Here is a 15825-nt window from a genome sequence, read left to right as displayed (position 1 = left end):
CAGTCCCTTGGCTTGCAGGGCTTCGGGCGTCCTTGCGGTCGGGCAATGATACGCAAGAGCGGCAGGGCGCACCAAACACAAAGCTACGAACCTGTTGCTCGATACTCCTGCCAGCCTCAGACTTCAGGGCCCGTCCCCTACGTGTTCATGACCATGCGCTTATCGTTCAAAACCCTGTGTCTGCTTGCGTCCTGGCTTCTGCTTCCGGCCCTGGCCGAGGCGGCGGACCCGGTGATCACCTGGCCCAGCGGCTGGCAGATCGAAGAGTTGCCGCAGGCGCAAGAACAACCGGCCAAGGTATTCCGCCAGCGCGCGGTGAAGAACGATGCCGGCGGCACGCCGTTGATGGTCATGGAGTTGACCATGACTCAAGTTGAAAGTGGGCATCAGGTCAATTTGCAGGCGGTCTTGCTGGAGATGCGCAAGTCGGTGCAGAAGGACTTTGGGCGCGGCGGTTATCAAAGTGTGTGCACGCGCATTCATGACACGACATTGAGTCGTCTGGCGGCGCTGGAAACCACTTGCACCATTACCGAAAACGGCCGCCATGTGTTGTCGCAAACACTGGTGGCGGCTGTCGATGGCGATAAGGCCTATGTATTGTCTTATGCCGGACAGGCTGCGGTTTATGCCGAAAGCCAGGAGGAAATCCGCGGGGTGCGAAGTAGCCTGAAACTTTAACAGGACGATTGTGCTACGTCGGCCAGCGCGGTTCGCGCCTTTGAACTAAATACAAAGTTGTAGGATCGGGCAGGGGGATTGGGGGTGCAGCTGCAGTTTCGGCTGGGTGTTTATTGCCGCTCAGGCAATCTATGGGCTGCAACTTATTCGATTTCGAAACAAACAGCCTTCGTTTAAAGGTAAAGACCCTGCATAGGCAGGGTCTTTTATATACATCGGTTACTTAACTGCGCAGCCAGGAATCTACAGTCGCAGCGCCGTACTGTTCTTTCCAGGCTTTAAGGCCGCGATGATTGCCGCCCTTGGTTTCGATCAACTCGCCGGTGTGCGGGTTCTGATAAACCTTGACCACGCGTGCACGACGGGTTTTCGGCGCGCCCGAGAGCGGCAGAGCGGATTTGCCCGGATGAGGATCGAGAATGGCGATAATGTCGCGCAGGCTTTTGCCGTAGGTCTTCATCAGGCCCTGGAGCTTTTCCTCGAACTCGATTTCTTTCTTGAGTCCGGCGTCGTTCTTCAGGGATTCCAGCTGGGCGAGCTGTTCTTGAAGGGCCTTTTCTGCTGCACGAAATTCAGCGAGTCTGGACAATATCTTTACTCCAATAGTGTATTTGGCTGATACCAACCGCAAACAAAGCTATAAGCCAAGAGCCTTAGAACGACTCGATTATAATGGCCCACCTGCGAATCTTGTACAGGCTGGAAAAATTGTAGTAGTTAATCTGGCGCAAGTAAATCATGGCGTTGTTGGTGCACACAATTTGTCATCTTCTGATTCAAATTGGTGCGTGAAACAATTGCCGAGTTCAATAAATTTTCATCAGGAATGGCTATTTAATGGCGCGCCAGCGCTTGTAGGAAATCTTCCCCGGGCATCGGTCTGCCGAATAAGTAGCCTTGTAGGAAATCGACTCCATGGGCGGCCAGATAGTCCTGTTGTTCCGCTGTTTCCACACCCTCGGCGACTATCCCCAGTTCGAGTTTGCCCGAGAGTTCGATGATGCTGTCGAGTATGTGGCGGGACAGAGCGTCAACCCCAATCATGGCCACGAAGCTCTGGTCGATCTTCAGATAGTCGACATTGAACTTGCGCAAGTAACCCAGGCTTGAATGGCCGGTGCCGAAGTCGTCGATGGCGATCATCACCCCCAACTTGTGCAGTTCCTCGAACAGGCTGTGGGTGATCGCGGTCGGTTCCACCAGTTCGCGTTCGGTCAACTCCAGGACCAGTCGCACCTTGCCCGGCGGGAACAGGCCGAGAAACTCCCGGCAATCCTCGAGCAACTCCAGGTCCTGGCAATGGCTGGCGGTGATATTGATGCCGATATGAAAGTCGTCGATGAAGGTATGGGCATGAGGCGCCAGCAGCAGGGCGGTCTGCTGCATCAGCGAACGGGTCATGGGCACGATCAGGCCGGAATGCTCGGCGAAGGGAATGAACAGGTCCGGACGCACCAGGCCTTCACGAGGGTGTTTCCAGCGCATCAGCACTTCGATGCCGGCCCACTGCTTGGTGTCGCCACGCACCACGGGCTGGAAGTACGGGATGAACTCGGCTGCTTCCAGGGCGCGTTGCAGTTCATGGCTGGGTGACGACGAACGCTTTTGCAGCCAGTGGCCAAGGACCGCCGCCAGCACTCCGAAAAAGATCAGCAGGCTGAACAGGGCAGGATACTGGGCCTTCATGTAGAGCCAGATATCGCCCTCGGGGAACCCCGCGTTGACGCTGTAAGGGTAGCGCGAAGAGGCCATCCGATAAGGGGCTACCGGGGACGGCGGGGCGATGGATTCATGGACCTGGCCATCGTCGGCCAGCCAGTAGGGGCCGACTTGCAGTTGCAGCTCGGCAAAGCGGCTGATCAGGCGCAAGGCGTTGCTCAGGTGATAACCGTCGATGCTGGCCAGCACCGCGCGTTCGCCCTCTTGCAGGCGATAGACCAGCAGCGCGGTGTTGGGCGTGACCGGGTTGCCGTCCATCAACCACAGCTTGCCGTCGACATAGTTGGCCGGGTCCAGCTCGAACGAGGATGGGCCGAGCAGCGAGCTGCAGTAATTGTCGTTGCGCCACACCAGATTGGTCGAGCGTACGAACGGGCGGCGAGTCACCTGTTCGCGCAGGGCCAGTTGCCGGAAATCGTCACAGGGCTGGCCGACCTGCGCCATCAGCGACCGGGCGGCGATGTCGGTGTTGTCGAGCATCAGGTCGAACTGGCGGATCGCTTCCTCGGCGGTCTGCTGGCTGCTGTGGATCAGCGCGCGCTCGGCCTGCATATAGAGGATGACCATGCCCAGCGCTACCGGCAGCAAGCCGATCAGCAGGGTCCACAGGTTGCGGGTAGAGCGTTTCAGCGGGCCTTTGGCGGTCAATGGCATGGAGGAAAAACCTGTGGCGAAATGGAGGCCAGAAAACGCTCAAAAGCCGCTGGACGGTACGGCGGCATCCGGTCCATGGGCATGATAGACGGTGGCCTCGGGTTGCGCTCAGTCACGGCGATACAGACTCCGCGCCTGCTCGATAAAGGCCAGGGTCGCCGGCGACGCCTGCCGCCGGTCCAGCACCGCCAGCCCTACCTGGCGCCGGACGGGAGGTGACAGCGCCTTGACCCGATAACGCGGGTCGTTGGCCTCGGGCAGCGACAACTGGGCGACCAGGGTCAGGGCATCGCCGCGGGCCACGGTCTCCAGGGTACTGAGCAGTTGCGAGCTGCGATAGCGGATGTTGGGGCTGAGCCTGGCCGCGAGGAACAGCCGGGAAACCAGCTCGGCGGAACCGGCCTCGGTGAGGATGAACGGGTCGTCGCACAGCTCGGCAAGGCTCACCGAGTCCTTGGCGGCCAGCCCATGTTGACTGGGGATCAGCGCCACCATCTGGTCTTCCACCAGGGCAAAGCAGTCGAAGCGCTCCTGGGGCAGCACCACGAAGCCGACATCGATGCGCCGTTCCTCCAGCCATTGCAGCACCTGGCGGTCGGGCCCCTCGTCGATGTGCACCTCGATACCGGGATGGGCCGCGCGGTAACGCTGGAGGATCGCCGGAAGCAACTTCATCGACGAGGTCGGGCCGAACGAGCCGATGCGCAAGGTGCCGCGTTTCATGCCGCGGGCATCGGCGGCTTCCTGTTCCATGGTGGCGGCCAGGCCGAGGATGGCGCGGGCTCGCAGTAATAGTTGCTGGCCGATATCGGTGAGTTCCACCAGCGACTGATGCCGGCGGATCAGTTCGACCCCGAGTTCCTGCTCCAGGGACTTGAGCGCGTGGGACACCGCCGACTGGCTGATGCCCAGGCGGCTGGCGGCGCTGGTGAAACCGCGCAGCTCGGCCACCAGGGAGAAGATCTGCAGTTGGCTCAGGGTCATGAGTAAAAGCTCATTTTACGATGATCGGGCATTAGTCGAAGAATACCCGAACCTTCCTTGATCCGCGCCTCGGGGCCTTATGAAAACTGTCGATCAAACCTGTGCCGGGCCTTCCGATCTGCCGGTGTATTGCAAGCTGGCGGCGGTCACCATGATCTGGGGCGGTACCTTTGTCGCCGGGCGGCTATTGGCGGGTACCTTGGAGCCATTGCTGGCCGCCAGCCTGCGTTTTCTCCTGGCCAGCCTGGCCTTGCTGCTGTTCATGGCGATCGCCCGGATTGCCCTGGTGCGCCCGAGCCTGGCGCAGTTCGCCCAGTTGGCGGTGCTGGGGTTTTTCGGGATCTTTTTCTACAACCTGTGTTTCTTCGAGGGCCTGCAGTCGATCAATGCGTCCCGTGCTTCGCTGATCGTCGCGCTCAATCCGGCGGTGATTGCCCTGGCGTCCTGGGCGCTGTTCAAGGAGCGCTTGAGCGGCGCCAAGCTGTTCGGCATTGCCTTGTGCCTGGGGGGCGCGGGGGTGGTGATCCTCAGTCGCGACCCGGGGGCCTTGTCCAGCGGCCCGGGCAGTGGGCGCGGGGACCTGCTGATTTTCGGCTGCGTGCTGGGCTGGGGCGTCTATTCGTTGTTTTCGCGCAACCTGAACCAGACCCTGGGCCCGTTGCAGACCGTGACCTATTCGATCCTGCTGGGCACGGCAATGCTCTGGAGTACCACCGCCCTGCGCGGCGAGGTGCGCCTCGAGGCACTGGCGAGCCTGACCCTGGAGCAGGGCCTGAGCCTGCTGTACCTCGGCGTGCTGGGCTCGGCCCTGGCCTATATCTGGTATTACGACGGCCTGCGCAAGATCGGCGCGACCCGTTCGGGAGTGTTTATCGCGCTCAATCCGCTGACCGCGGTGATCCTTGGCGCGCTGCTGCTGGACGAGCGCCTGAGCCTGGCCATGTGCCTGGGCGGCGTGCTGATCCTGTGGGGCATTTACCAGTGCAACAAACCCCTTGCGAGCCTGGAAAAAAAGCGGATTTTATAGAGAGTGCGGACAAACAGTTTTACGCTGTGTAGAATCTGGTTACGCATACAATAATAAAGTCTTCTGGCAGCAGAAGCCTCGCCCCCCAGCCGGTAAGACAGGGTCGACATGAAGATTCTCGGGTTTCAACTGATTTACGGTGATTTCCTCGCGCGCAGCGTGCGGGGCATCTCTTGCGCGCCACCTGCCTGCCTCAGCATTGCTAGCAACTAACGATCCGTTAATTTCTAAAAGCATGATGAGGCGCCAACCATGGCAGATATCTTCGAAAACCCGATGGGCCTGATGGGCTTTGAATTCATCGAATTCGCATCACCTACCCCCAACACCCTCGAGCCGATCTTCGAGATCATGGGTTTCACCAAGGTCGCGACCCACAGGTCCAAAGACGTGCACCTGTATCGCCAGGGTGCGATCAACCTGATCCTCAACAACGAGCCCCACAGCGTCGCTTCGTACTTCGCCGCCGAGCACGGCCCGTCCGTGTGTGGCATGGCGTTCCGCGTCAAGGATTCGCAAAAGGCCTACAAGCGCGCCCTGGAACTGGGTGCCCAGCCAATCCACATCGAAACCGGCCCGATGGAGCTGCACCTGCCGGCGATCAAAGGCATCGGCGGCGCGCCGCTGTACCTGATCGACCGTTTCGGCGAAGGCAGCTCGATCTATGACATCGACTTCGTCTACCTCGAAGGCGTGGACCGCCATCCGCAAGGTGCGGGCCTGAAGATCATCGACCACCTGACCCACAACGTGTATCGCGGGCGCATGGCCTACTGGGCCGGCTTCTACGAGAAGCTGTTCAACTTCCGCGAGATCCGTTACTTCGACATCAAGGGCGAATACACCGGCCTGACCTCCAAGGCCATGACCGCGCCCGATGGGATGATCCGCATCCCGCTGAACGAAGAGTCGTCCAAGGGCGCCGGGCAGATCGAAGAGTTCCTGATGCAGTTCAACGGCGAGGGCATCCAGCACGTGGCCTTCCTCACCGACGACCTGGTCAAGACCTGGGATCAGTTGAAGAAGATCGGCATGCGCTTCATGACCGCGCCGCCGGACACCTACTACGAAATGCTCGAAGGCCGCCTGCCGAACCACGGCGAGCCGGTGAAGGAGTTGCAGTCGCGGGGCATCCTGCTGGACGGTTCTTCGGAAGAGGGCGACAAGCGCCTGCTGCTGCAGATCTTCTCGGAAACCCTGATGGGCCCGGTGTTCTTCGAATTCATCCAGCGTAAAGGTGACGATGGTTTCGGCGAGGGCAACTTCAAGGCACTGTTCGAATCGATCGAACGCGACCAGGTCCGCCGTGGCGTGCTGTCCACCGACTAAGCCGCCACCTGCCTGACGATGAAGCCCGGTCGGGGAATCCTCGACCGGGCTTTGTTTTGCCTGTCGGTTGGCAATTGTGAATGTGTTAATGTTCGGCCTTTGTGACGCCGAGCGTCGCCATCCAGCCCTGTGAACGACCCGCACATGACCAACCCAAGACCTTCCCTGACATTGACCCTGCTTCAGGCCCGCGAAGCGGCCATGGCATTCTTTCGCCCGTCCCTCAACCAGCACGACCTGACCGAGCAGCAGTGGCGGGTGATCCGCATCCTGCGCCAGAACGGCGAGCTGGAAAGCCATCAGCTGGCGAAAATGGCCTGTATCCTGCCGCCGAGCATGACCGGCGTGCTGACCCGCCTGGAGCGCGACGAATATGTCAGTCGGCGCAAATCCCCCGAGGACCAGCGCCGCCTGTTCATCACCCTGACGGAAAAGGGCGAGGCCTGCTTCGAGTCCATGAGCGGCGATATGGAAATCAACTACCAACGCATCCAGCAGCAGTTCGGCGAAGAGAAGATGCAGGCCCTGCTGGCCCTGCTCAACGAGCTGAAGCAAATCAAACCCTGACCCGATCTTCTTCTGTAGGAGCGAGGCTTGCCCGCGATGCCGGCAACGCGGTGCAACAGGTGATCCGCGTCGCATTCATCGCGAGCAAGCTTCGCTCCTACAACAGCAACAGCAACAGCAACAGCTGGTTCAGCTTCTGCGCTGGCGCATCAGATGCTTGAACCCCTCGTACACCAGCACCAGTACCGCCAGCCAGATCGGCAGGTAGGTCAGCCATTCCCCGGCCTGGATGCTTTCTCCCAGCAGCAGGGCCACGCCCAGCAGCAACACCGGTTCGACATAGCTCAACAAGCCGAACAGGCTGAAGGGCAGCAGGCGGCTGGCGATGATATAGGCCACCAGCGCCGAGGCACTGATCAACCCCAGCAACGGAATCAGCAGGTACAGCCAGGGGTGTTGATCGACCACGGCAAAACCCTGCTCGCCGCCTTGCACGAACCACAGCGCGATCGGCAACAGCAGGGCCATGTCCAGCCACAGGCCGCCCAGGTTGTCGGAGGCCAGGCGTTTGCGCAGCACGAAATAGACCGGATAACCGATGGCCACCAACAAGGTCGCCCAGGAAAAACTGCCCACCTGATACAGCTCGTTGAGCACCCCCAGGGTCGCCAGGCCGGCGGCGATCTTTTGCAGCCGCGACAGCTGTTCGCCGTAGACGATGCGCCCGGTCAGGACCATGGTCAGTGGCAGCAGAAAATACCCCAGCGACACATCCAGGCTGTAGCCATTCAGCGGCGCCCACATGAACAGCCACAGCTGTACCCCGAGCAGCGCCGCGGACAGCGGCAGCGCCAGCAGCAGAAGCGGTTGGCCCAGCAGTCTCTTGAGGATCGCCCCGACATGCCGCCATTCGCCGCTCAGCAGCATGAACACGGTCATGCACGGCGCGGTGAGCAGCATGCGCCAGCCGAAAATCTCCACTCCGGTCAGGGGCGCCAGAAAGGAGGTGTAGAAATACATGACGGCAAACAGCACCGACGCCAAGACCGATAGAGCAATACCTTTAGACAAGCTGTCCTCGTGTGACCTGAACCAGGCAAATGGGATGGAGGGAAAAACTGCGGGGAATATAGAGGGTTTGGCGCGAGACGTTTACTCGGATTTATCGCAAGTTGCGGGAAAATATCCCGTTTGCCGCCACTCACCGGCAGTGGGGCAGCGGGTGGCCCGCGGAAGGGGCCACCGCTGTGGGGAGATCAGCGTGGCGTGCGTCCGGAGACGAAGTGGCTGACGTCGTTGAAGCCCGGGGTCGAGGCATGCCCCGGAGTGACCAGCGAATCGATGAAGGCCTCATCCTCGGCGCTGATCTTCACCTCCAGCGCCTTGGTGTAGGCGTCCCACTGTGCCTCGGTGCGCGGGCCGACGATCGCCGAGCTGACCGCGGCATTGTTCAGCACCCAGGCGATGGCGAACTCGACCATGCCGACCCCGCGGCCCTGGGTGTACTGCTGGATCTGCTGGGCGATGCGCAGCGACTCGACGCGCCATTCGGTTTCCAGGATGCGTTTGTCCTGGCGCCCGGCGCGGCTGTTGCTGTCGGGGGCGACATCCGGCGCGTACTTGCCGCTGAGCACGCCGCGGGCCAGCGGGCTGTAGGGCACCACGCCGAGCCCGTAGGCCTGGGCCGCGGTGATCTGCTCGGTCTCGGCCTGGCGGTTGACGATGTTGTACAGCGGCTGGCTGATCACCGGCCGGTCGACGCCGAGCCGGTCGGCGATGCGGATCACCTCGGCGATGCGCCAGCCGCGGTAGTTGGACAGGCCCCAGTAGCGGATCTTGCCCTGGCGCAGCAGGTCGCCGATGGCCGACACCGTGACTTCCAGCGGCGTGTTGTGGTCTTCGCGGTGCAGGTAGTAGATGTCGATGTAATCGGTGCCCAGGCGGGTCAGGCTGGCGTCGATGCCGTTGAAGATGTGCTTGCGGCTCAGGCCGCTGCGGTTGGGCACGCCATCGGCGGGGCCGAAGCCGACCTTGGTCGCCAGCACCCAGTGGTCACGCTGGCTGGCGATGGCTTCGCCGACGATCTCTTCGGAACGGCCGCCGGTGTAGACGTCGGCGGTGTCGATGAAGTTGATGCCCTGGTCCCAGGCCTTGTCGATGATGCGCAGGGAGTCCTCGGTGCTGGTCTGTTCGCCGAACATCATGGTGCCGAGGGTCAGGGGGGACACGTGCAGCCCGGAATGGCCGAGGATGCGATAGCTCATGTACGAAATCCTTGTGCGTGAGGTAAGGCCGGCGCGACAGCGGCCAGCGACCGGTCATGGGACGCCCATCAAATACCAGAACGGGCGTAGGGAGCAATCTGAATTATCCCGCCAGTAGTTGGCAGCGAGCCTGCAAAAAGCCTTGCAGCACCTTCACCCGTTCCGAGACCTGCAAACGGTGCGGGCACAGCAGGTTGAGCGGCACGCTTTCACCCTGCCAGTCGCTGAGCAGAGGCATCAGGCGCCCGGCGCGAATGTCGCTGGCCACGTCGAGCCAGGCCTTGTAGGCAATGCCGTGGCCGGCCAGGGCCCAGCGTCGCGCCACTTCGCCGTCGTCGCTGAGGTAGTCGCCGCGCACCTGGACTTCCTGCACCTCGCCATCCCGGCTGAAGTGCCAGCTGTTGTAGGGGCGGCCGTTGCGCAGATAGATCAGGGCGCTGTGCTCGCTCAGCTCGGCGGGGGTCTGCGGGGTACCGTGGCGCGCCAGGTAGTCGGGGCTGGCGCAGGCCAGCCGGTGATGCCGGGGCAGGATCGGCAGGGCCACCAGGCTGGAGTCGCTGGGCACGCCGAAGCGCAGGGCGACGTCGACGGTCTCGCGGAACAGGTCGCTGTGCCGGTCGTTGAGCAACAATTGCAGGCGGATATGCGGGTGTTCGCGCTTGAAGTCGTCCAGCCAGGGCAACAGCAGGTTGCGCCCGAAGTCCGATGGCGCCGCCAGTTGCAGCACACCGCTGAGGCCCTGGCTCTGCTGCTTCAGGGCCTGCTCGCCTTCCGCCAGGGCCGCCAGTGCCACGCGCACGCTGTCCAGGTAGCGCCGGCCTTCTTCGGTGAGGCGCATGCTGCGGGTCGAGCGCGCCAGCAGGCGCATGCCCAGGCGGGTTTCCAGGCGCTTGAGGGCGATGCTGGCGGCGGCGGGGGTCAACTCCAGGCTGCGGGCGGCGGCGGAAATGCTGCCGGAGTCGGCGGTACGGACGAAGACTTCAAGGTCGAGAATCGAGCTCATTGCTAAAAATCCTTTAAAGATCCTTGCGTTTTACCGGGATTTTTCCTCGCTTATCAAGCTGTGAATATGCAGTCACTTCCATCGCACAGGGTGAACTCATGAAACCGCTCAGTACGTTCTTGCCGGATCGCACCGCCGCTATCGGCGGTGGAGGTGCGTCATGACCTGGCATTTCGATCATCTGGCCTTCAACACCGCCGAGGGCGACGCCTTGCAGCAGGCCTTCCAGGCCTTGCTCGGGCTGCAGGCCGGACGGCGCCCGCCGTTTCCCTTTCCCGGGCGCTGGCTGTACCAGGACGGCCAGGCGCTGGTGCATGTGATCGAGCAGCCGACCTTCGCCGAGACGGCGCTTAGCCATATCGCCTTCAGGACCGAGGAGGATGCCGCGGTGGTGTTGCAGCGGGTTCAGGCCAGCGGCCTGCCGCATCAGGTGGCGCAGGTGCCGCAGGACGGCACCTGGCAGATTTTCGTGCAGATGCCGGGTGGCCTGGTGTTGGAACTGGATGCGCCGGCGGGCGCCGACCTGCATCCGGGGTATCGCTATGAAGCGGATGGCGGCGCGCCTGAATGAAACATGGCCGCACCCATACGGGGGGCGCAAGCATCTGGTCCGTCAGCGCAGAAGCCGAAACTGTAGCCGCTGCCGCAGGCTGCGATCGAGGCCGCAGGACTCGCCATCAGCCATGACGCGGTCTGTCAGTAAAACGGCTTCTCTCCGGTCACGGCCGCTTCGCACGGAGTGCCGCCCAAACCGATCGCAGCCCGCGGCAGCGGCTACAGGTGAATGCCTTGCAGCGCGGCGACCCCGATGGCCGGGGCCGCCGGCGACTCAGGCCGAATGCAACTGGTAGCGCACCGCGTAACCGCTCAGGCGCTGGTCCAGGGCCGCGCGGCGGGTCGCATCCAGGTCAGGCACATGGATATCCACCCGTTGCCCGTGGCGCTCGTCGCTGACGGCCTCGACGCGGATGCCGTCGGCAATCTGGCGCACCTCGTCTTCGAATACCCGGCGAATGGCGTCCAGGCGCAGGGCCGGCTTGAAGGTCTTGCCCACGGCCGTCAGGGGGATCTGCTCGAGCAGCCAGACGTCCTTGGGCAGCGCGGCCCGTTCATGGATATGCCGCGCGGCGTGCTCCAGCAGCTCGGCCGGATCGGCGCTGGCGCCGGCCTTGAGCTGGACGTACACCACCGGCAGCTCGCCAGCCTTGATGTCCGGCTTGCCCACCGCCGCGGCCATGGCCACGGCCGGGTGGCGGTGCAGGGCTTCTTCGATCATCTGCGGGTCGATGTTGTGGCCGCCGCGGATGATCAGGTCCTTGCTGCGCCCGGTCAGCCAGATGTAGCCGTCGCGGTCGATGCGCCCCAGGTCGCCGGTGTTGAACCAGCCGCCGTCGAGCCACAGGCCCTGGTTCTTGTCGGCCTGCAGATAGCCCTTGAACACCGTCGGCCCGCGCAGGCAGACATTGCCGGGCTCGTCGGTGGCGGCGTCGCGCAGGTAATGGCCGTCGCTGTCGAGCACGGCGATCTTGACCTCGCAATACGGCAGGCGCAGGCCGATGGAGCCGATCCGGCGCTCGCCGTCCCGAGGGTTGCAACTGGTGGCGCAGGTGCTTTCGGTGAGGCCGTAACCTTCGATGATCTTCAGCCCCGAGCGCGCCTCGAACTGACGGATCAGTTCCACCGGCATGGGCGCGGCGCCGCACACCGCAAAGCGCAGGCTGGAGACATCGATGCCGTCGTTGGGTACCTGCAGCAAGGCGGCAAAGATGGTCGGCACACCGCTGAAACAACTGATCCGGTAACGCTCCACCAGGTGCCAGAAATCCTTGATCAGCGTCGGGTTGCGGTAGCCCTGGGGCCCGGCCAGCAGTACCCGGGCGCCGCGGTGGAAGGCGGCGAGGCCAGTGAGTATCACCCCGTTGACGTGGAACAGCGGCAGCCCGCAGAGCAGCACGTCGTGGCTGCTGTAATCGCCATGCAGGCCAATGATCTCGGCCATCGCCACTTCATTGAGGTGGCTGTGGGGTGCCAGTTTCGGCGTGCCGGTGGTGCCGCCGGTGTGGAAGTACGAGGCGATGTCGTCCGGCTGGATCACCCGGCCGCTTTCCAGGTGGTCGGCGGGGCAGGCGGCGAGCAGGGTGTCGAAGTCCAGCACGCCCTCCGGCATCGCCGGGCGCTGGCTCTTGATCGCACTGCGTTGCGGCTCGGGCAGCAGGTTGGCCAGGTCGATGGTGACGATGGCTTCCAGCTCCGGCAGGCGCTCGCGCAGGTTGGCGACCTTTTGCCAGAGGTCGGTGCCGGGGAAGGGCGCCAGGGTCACCAGCACCGTGGTGCCGGATGCGCGGACCAGTTCGGCGATGTGTTCCGGCTCCAGCAGCGGGTTGATGGCGTTGACGATCCCGGCGGCCTCACCGCCCCAGATCACGTAATGGGTCTGCGGCAGGTTGGGCAGCAGGAACGACACCGCCTTGCCCGGGCGGATGCCCAGCCGGTGCAGGGCGTTGGCGGTGCGGGTGACCTGGGCGAACAACTCGGCGTAGCTGATGTTCCAGGGCTGGTCCTGGAGGCTGCCCTGGGGCAGGAAGGTCAGGGCGGTGCGCTCGCCGAAACGGCTGGCCGAGCGTTGCAACAGTTCATAGGTGCTGGCGGGAAGATTGCGCTGGGCCAGGGGCTGCTGTTGTTCGAGGGCTTGGATGTCGCTCAGGCGGGCGAGGGAGATGGGCGCGGTCATGATCGTGTGGGTCTTCCTTCGGTAAGGTCTGCGAGGGAGTCATCAATCGATCCAGCCAATGGAAAACTGCCGCGGCCGGACGTCTGTCCGATATACCACGGGTGTGCTCGGGCGGGCTGTTGCTTTTTGTAGCGAGGCGGTGACAAACCCCGGTTTGTCCCGGGAAGCCGGGCCCACCAGAAGGTGAGCCCGGTAAAGCCGGTCAGCGTTTCAACGTGCGGGTCATGCGCAGGGCCAGCAGGCTACCCGCGACGATCACCCCGGCCAGCAGGTACAGCGCGGCATCGGTGGAGCCGGTGCTGTCCTTGACCCAGCCGACGATGTAGGGGCTGAGGAAACCGGCCATCTGGCCCATGGAGTTGATCAGCGCCAGGCCACCCGCGGCGGCGCCGGCGCTCAGCAGCGCCGTCGGTACCGGCCAGAACATCGGCAGGCCGGTGAGGGCGCCCATGGTGGCGAGGGTCAGGCCGAGGATGGCGATGGTCGGGTTGGCAGCGAAGTTGACCGCGATCACCAGGCCGATGGCGCCCATCAGCATCGGTACCACCAGGTGCCAGCGGCGCTCCTGGCGCAGGTCGGCCGAGCGCCCGACCATCAGCATGAACAGCGCCGCCAGCAGATAGGGAATGGCGCTGAGCCAGCCGATCACCAGGTTGTCGCTGAACCCCAGGTTCTTGATGATCGACGGCAGCCAGAAGTTGATGGCGTACACGCCGCTCTGGATACAGAAGTAGATCAGGCCGAAAGCCCAGATGGCCGGGTTCTTGAACACCGCGGTTAGGGAGTCGCCAGTGGTCCGCGGCTTGCGCGCGGCGTCTTCGGCCTGGTCGGCTTCCAGCAGCGCGCGTTCCTGCGGGCTTAGCCACTTGGCGTGGGCGAAATTGTCATTGAGCAGGAAGTACGCCAGGGCGCCGAGGATCACCGTGGGGATGCCCTGCAGCAGGAACATCCACTGCCAGCCGGCCATGCCGCCCTGGCCCGCGGCGAAGTGGTTGAGGATCCAGCCGGAGAACGGGCTGCCGAGCAGGCCGGACACCGGGATCGCCGACATGAACAGGGCCATGATGCGGCCGCGACGAAAGCTCGGGAACCACTGCGAGAGGTACAGCACCACGCCGGGGAAGAAGCCGGCCTCGGCGGCGCCGGTGAACAGGCGCAGGGTGTAGAACTGAGTCGGGGTGGTGACGAACAGCAGGCAGGTCGACAGCGTGCCCCAGGTGATCATCATCAGCGCGATCCAGCGCCGTGGGCCAAATTTGTTCAGCGCCAGGTTGCTCGGCACGCCGCACAGCACGTAGCCGATGAAGAAGATCCCGGCACCGAGGCCGTAGACGGTTTCGCTGAATTTCAGGGCATCGAGCATCTGCAGCTTGGCAAAGCCGACGTTCACCCGGTCGAGGTAGTTGAACAGGTAGCAGATGAAGATGAAGGGGATCAGGCGCAGGGTGATGCGCTTGTAGACGGCGTTTTTATCGTCATCGGTGGCCAGGGTGGCAGCGGCGCTCTGTGACATGGCGTGTCTCTCTTTATTATGATTTTTTGCGATGCGAGGTTAACGTTGATCGCCCCGAGAGTCTCGGTCACCCCATGGGCCGCTGTCTTTGTGCCGGCGCACAGGGTTTGCCGGCATCCCCTGTGCCGGTGAACAAGCCTTTGTCATCGCCCCGAGCCCGCTTTCCTAGGATCACGCCGCTATGTTCGAACTGGATCACGACCTGGCGCAGGATATCGTCGACCGGACGATGGCCATCCTGCCCTACAACGTCAACGTCATGGACAGCCAGGGCCTGATCCTTGGCAGCGGCGAGCCCGAACGCATCAACACCCGTCACGAAGGCGCGCAGCTGGTGCTGGCCAACGGCCGGGTGGTGGAGATCGACGCGCAGACCGCCAAGCACCTCAAGGGCGTGCAGCCGGGGATCAACCTGCCGCTGCTGCACGACCAGCGGCTGATCGGCGTGCTGGGCATCACCGGCGAGCCGGAACGGCTGCGCACCTATGCCGAGCTGGTACGCATGACCGCCGAGATGCTGGTGGGCCAGCGTCACCAGCAAGCGGAACAGCAATGGCGCCGCCAGCGTTGCGACGACCTGCTGGCGCTGCTGCTCAGCGACAGCGGGGATTCGCCGCGGCTGGTGGACGAGGCGCAGCAGATGGGGCTCAAGCCGCAGCTGCCGCGCACGCCTTATCTGTTCGAGCTGGGCCTGGACCAGGAAGGAGCGGCGCAGGGCGCGGGGCAGACCGTCGAAGCCCTGAGCGCCTGGCTGATGTCGCGTTATCCGGACAGCTGGTGCGTCAGCTCGGCCAAGTCCTCGTTGCTGTGGTGCCGGCCGGCGACCCTGAGCGTCGACAACCCGCGGCTGCTGGAAAAGCTCGACAGCCTGGGCTGGAACATCCTGCGCATCGCCGTGGGCGGCCAGGCCGATGGGCTGGCAGGGCTGCGCCGCTGCTACCGGCGGGTCGGCGACTTGCTCGCCTATGGCCGTGACGTGCTGCCCCAGTCGCGCTTGCTGACCCTCAATCGTTTCCGTTTGCCGGTGATGCTCTGGCGCCATCGCAATGACGATGCCCTGGACGAGTTGCTCAGCCCCTTGCGCAAGGTCATCGCCAAGGACAGCAATGGCCAGCTGCTGGCGACCCTGCGCAGCTGGTGCGACCACGACGGCCAGAGCCAGGCCTGCGCCGACGCCCTGGGTATCCACCGCAACAGCCTGCGCTACCGCATGGAGCGCATCGCCGAACTCAGCGGCGTCGACCCGCTCAAGCTCGACGGCATGCTGGCGCTGTACCTGGGGGTGCAGCTGTTGCCGCAGACCGATGCGCCCGCCACCACGCCTTAAAACCTTGCGCCCACCCCTGTAGGAGCGAGGCTTGCCCGCGATGGCCACGCCGCGGTGAGTCTGATGCACCGCGGTGCCTTGATCGC

At 63.4% G+C, this 15825-nt stretch carries 14 protein-coding genes; 6 read left to right on the top strand and 8 right to left on the bottom strand.

What is annotated here, in order from left to right:
- The first annotated feature begins 153 nt into the window (after window positions 1-153).
- The gene (locus tag PVZ78_RS04750; RefSeq protein WP_009049336.1) at window positions 154-681 is read left to right on the top strand and encodes a DUF4946 domain-containing protein; all 528 of its coding nucleotides are present in this window, start codon (window positions 154-156) and stop codon (window positions 679-681) included.
- 223 nt (window positions 682-904) lie between these two features.
- Here the strand turns inward: PVZ78_RS04750 and PVZ78_RS04745 are convergent, their stop codons facing one another.
- From PVZ78_RS04745 to PVZ78_RS04735, 3 genes are all read right to left on the bottom strand, one after another.
- Window positions 905-1270 (bottom strand): histone-like nucleoid-structuring protein, MvaT/MvaU family, encoded by a 366-nt coding sequence (locus PVZ78_RS04745; RefSeq protein WP_009049335.1) that lies wholly within the window; start codon window positions 1268-1270, stop codon window positions 905-907.
- A gap of 245 nt (window positions 1271-1515) precedes the next feature.
- Window positions 1516-3054, bottom strand: coding sequence for an EAL domain-containing protein (locus tag PVZ78_RS04740; RefSeq protein WP_273828296.1), 1539 nt, complete (start codon window positions 3052-3054; stop codon window positions 1516-1518).
- Window positions 3055-3162: 108 nt separating this feature from the next.
- Window positions 3163-4038 (bottom strand): LysR family transcriptional regulator, encoded by an 876-nt coding sequence (locus PVZ78_RS04735; protein ID WP_273828295.1) that lies wholly within the window; start codon window positions 4036-4038, stop codon window positions 3163-3165.
- Between the two features lie 79 nt (window positions 4039-4117).
- On the opposite strand from PVZ78_RS04735, the gene PVZ78_RS04730 reads away from it, so the two are divergent.
- From PVZ78_RS04730 to hpaR, 3 genes are all read left to right on the top strand, one after another.
- Window positions 4118-5065 (top strand): DMT family transporter, encoded by a 948-nt coding sequence (locus PVZ78_RS04730; protein WP_016702456.1) that lies wholly within the window; start codon window positions 4118-4120, stop codon window positions 5063-5065.
- A 252-nt stretch (window positions 5066-5317) separates the two neighbouring features.
- Complete coding sequence (gene hppD / locus PVZ78_RS04725) at window positions 5318-6394, top strand: 4-hydroxyphenylpyruvate dioxygenase (protein WP_028682540.1); 1077 nt, start codon at window positions 5318-5320, stop codon at window positions 6392-6394.
- Between the two features lie 144 nt (window positions 6395-6538).
- The gene (gene hpaR, locus PVZ78_RS04720) at window positions 6539-6961 is read left to right on the top strand and encodes a homoprotocatechuate degradation operon regulator HpaR (protein ID WP_007921772.1); all 423 of its coding nucleotides are present in this window, start codon (window positions 6539-6541) and stop codon (window positions 6959-6961) included.
- Between the two features lie 129 nt (window positions 6962-7090).
- Here the strand turns inward: hpaR and rarD are convergent, their stop codons facing one another.
- The 3 genes from rarD to PVZ78_RS04705 form a co-directional block, all read right to left on the bottom strand.
- Window positions 7091-7972 carry an EamA family transporter RarD gene (rarD, locus tag PVZ78_RS04715; RefSeq protein ID WP_135006666.1) on the bottom strand — a complete coding sequence of 294 codons (882 nt, stop codon included), beginning with the start codon at window positions 7970-7972 and terminating at the stop codon, window positions 7091-7093.
- A 185-nt stretch (window positions 7973-8157) separates the two neighbouring features.
- Window positions 8158-9165 carry an aldo/keto reductase gene (locus PVZ78_RS04710; RefSeq protein WP_023965756.1) on the bottom strand — a complete coding sequence of 336 codons (1008 nt, stop codon included), beginning with the start codon at window positions 9163-9165 and terminating at the stop codon, window positions 8158-8160.
- A gap of 103 nt (window positions 9166-9268) precedes the next feature.
- Window positions 9269-10168, bottom strand: a complete 900-nt coding sequence (locus PVZ78_RS04705; protein ID WP_273828294.1) for a LysR family transcriptional regulator — start codon at window positions 10166-10168, stop codon at window positions 9269-9271.
- A 160-nt stretch (window positions 10169-10328) separates the two neighbouring features.
- On the opposite strand from PVZ78_RS04705, the gene PVZ78_RS04700 reads away from it, so the two are divergent.
- On the top strand, window positions 10329-10739 hold the full coding sequence (locus tag PVZ78_RS04700) for a hypothetical protein (RefSeq protein WP_009049326.1): 411 nt from the start codon (window positions 10329-10331) through the stop codon (window positions 10737-10739).
- A gap of 258 nt (window positions 10740-10997) precedes the next feature.
- Here the strand turns inward: PVZ78_RS04700 and PVZ78_RS04695 are convergent, their stop codons facing one another.
- Window positions 10998-12899: an acyl-CoA synthetase gene (locus PVZ78_RS04695; RefSeq protein WP_028682542.1), complete on the bottom strand. Its 1902-nt coding sequence runs from the start codon at window positions 12897-12899 to the stop codon at window positions 10998-11000.
- A gap of 202 nt (window positions 12900-13101) precedes the next feature.
- The gene (locus tag PVZ78_RS04690; protein ID WP_273828293.1) at window positions 13102-14412 is read right to left on the bottom strand and encodes an MFS transporter; all 1311 of its coding nucleotides are present in this window, start codon (window positions 14410-14412) and stop codon (window positions 13102-13104) included.
- A gap of 181 nt (window positions 14413-14593) precedes the next feature.
- On the opposite strand from PVZ78_RS04690, the gene PVZ78_RS04685 reads away from it, so the two are divergent.
- The gene (locus tag PVZ78_RS04685) at window positions 14594-15739 is read left to right on the top strand and encodes a sugar diacid recognition domain-containing protein (RefSeq protein WP_273828292.1); all 1146 of its coding nucleotides are present in this window, start codon (window positions 14594-14596) and stop codon (window positions 15737-15739) included.
- The last annotated feature ends 86 nt before the right edge of the window (window positions 15740-15825 follow it).

Origin of the sequence: Pseudomonas sp. SBT1-2, from assembly GCF_028640875.1 — a bacterium.
In the GTDB taxonomy this organism is placed as follows: domain Bacteria; phylum Pseudomonadota; class Gammaproteobacteria; order Pseudomonadales; family Pseudomonadaceae; genus Aquipseudomonas; species Aquipseudomonas chlororaphis_I.
The sequence above is the reverse complement of the archived record's forward strand: the minus strand, read 5'-3'. Positions and strand labels throughout refer to the sequence as shown.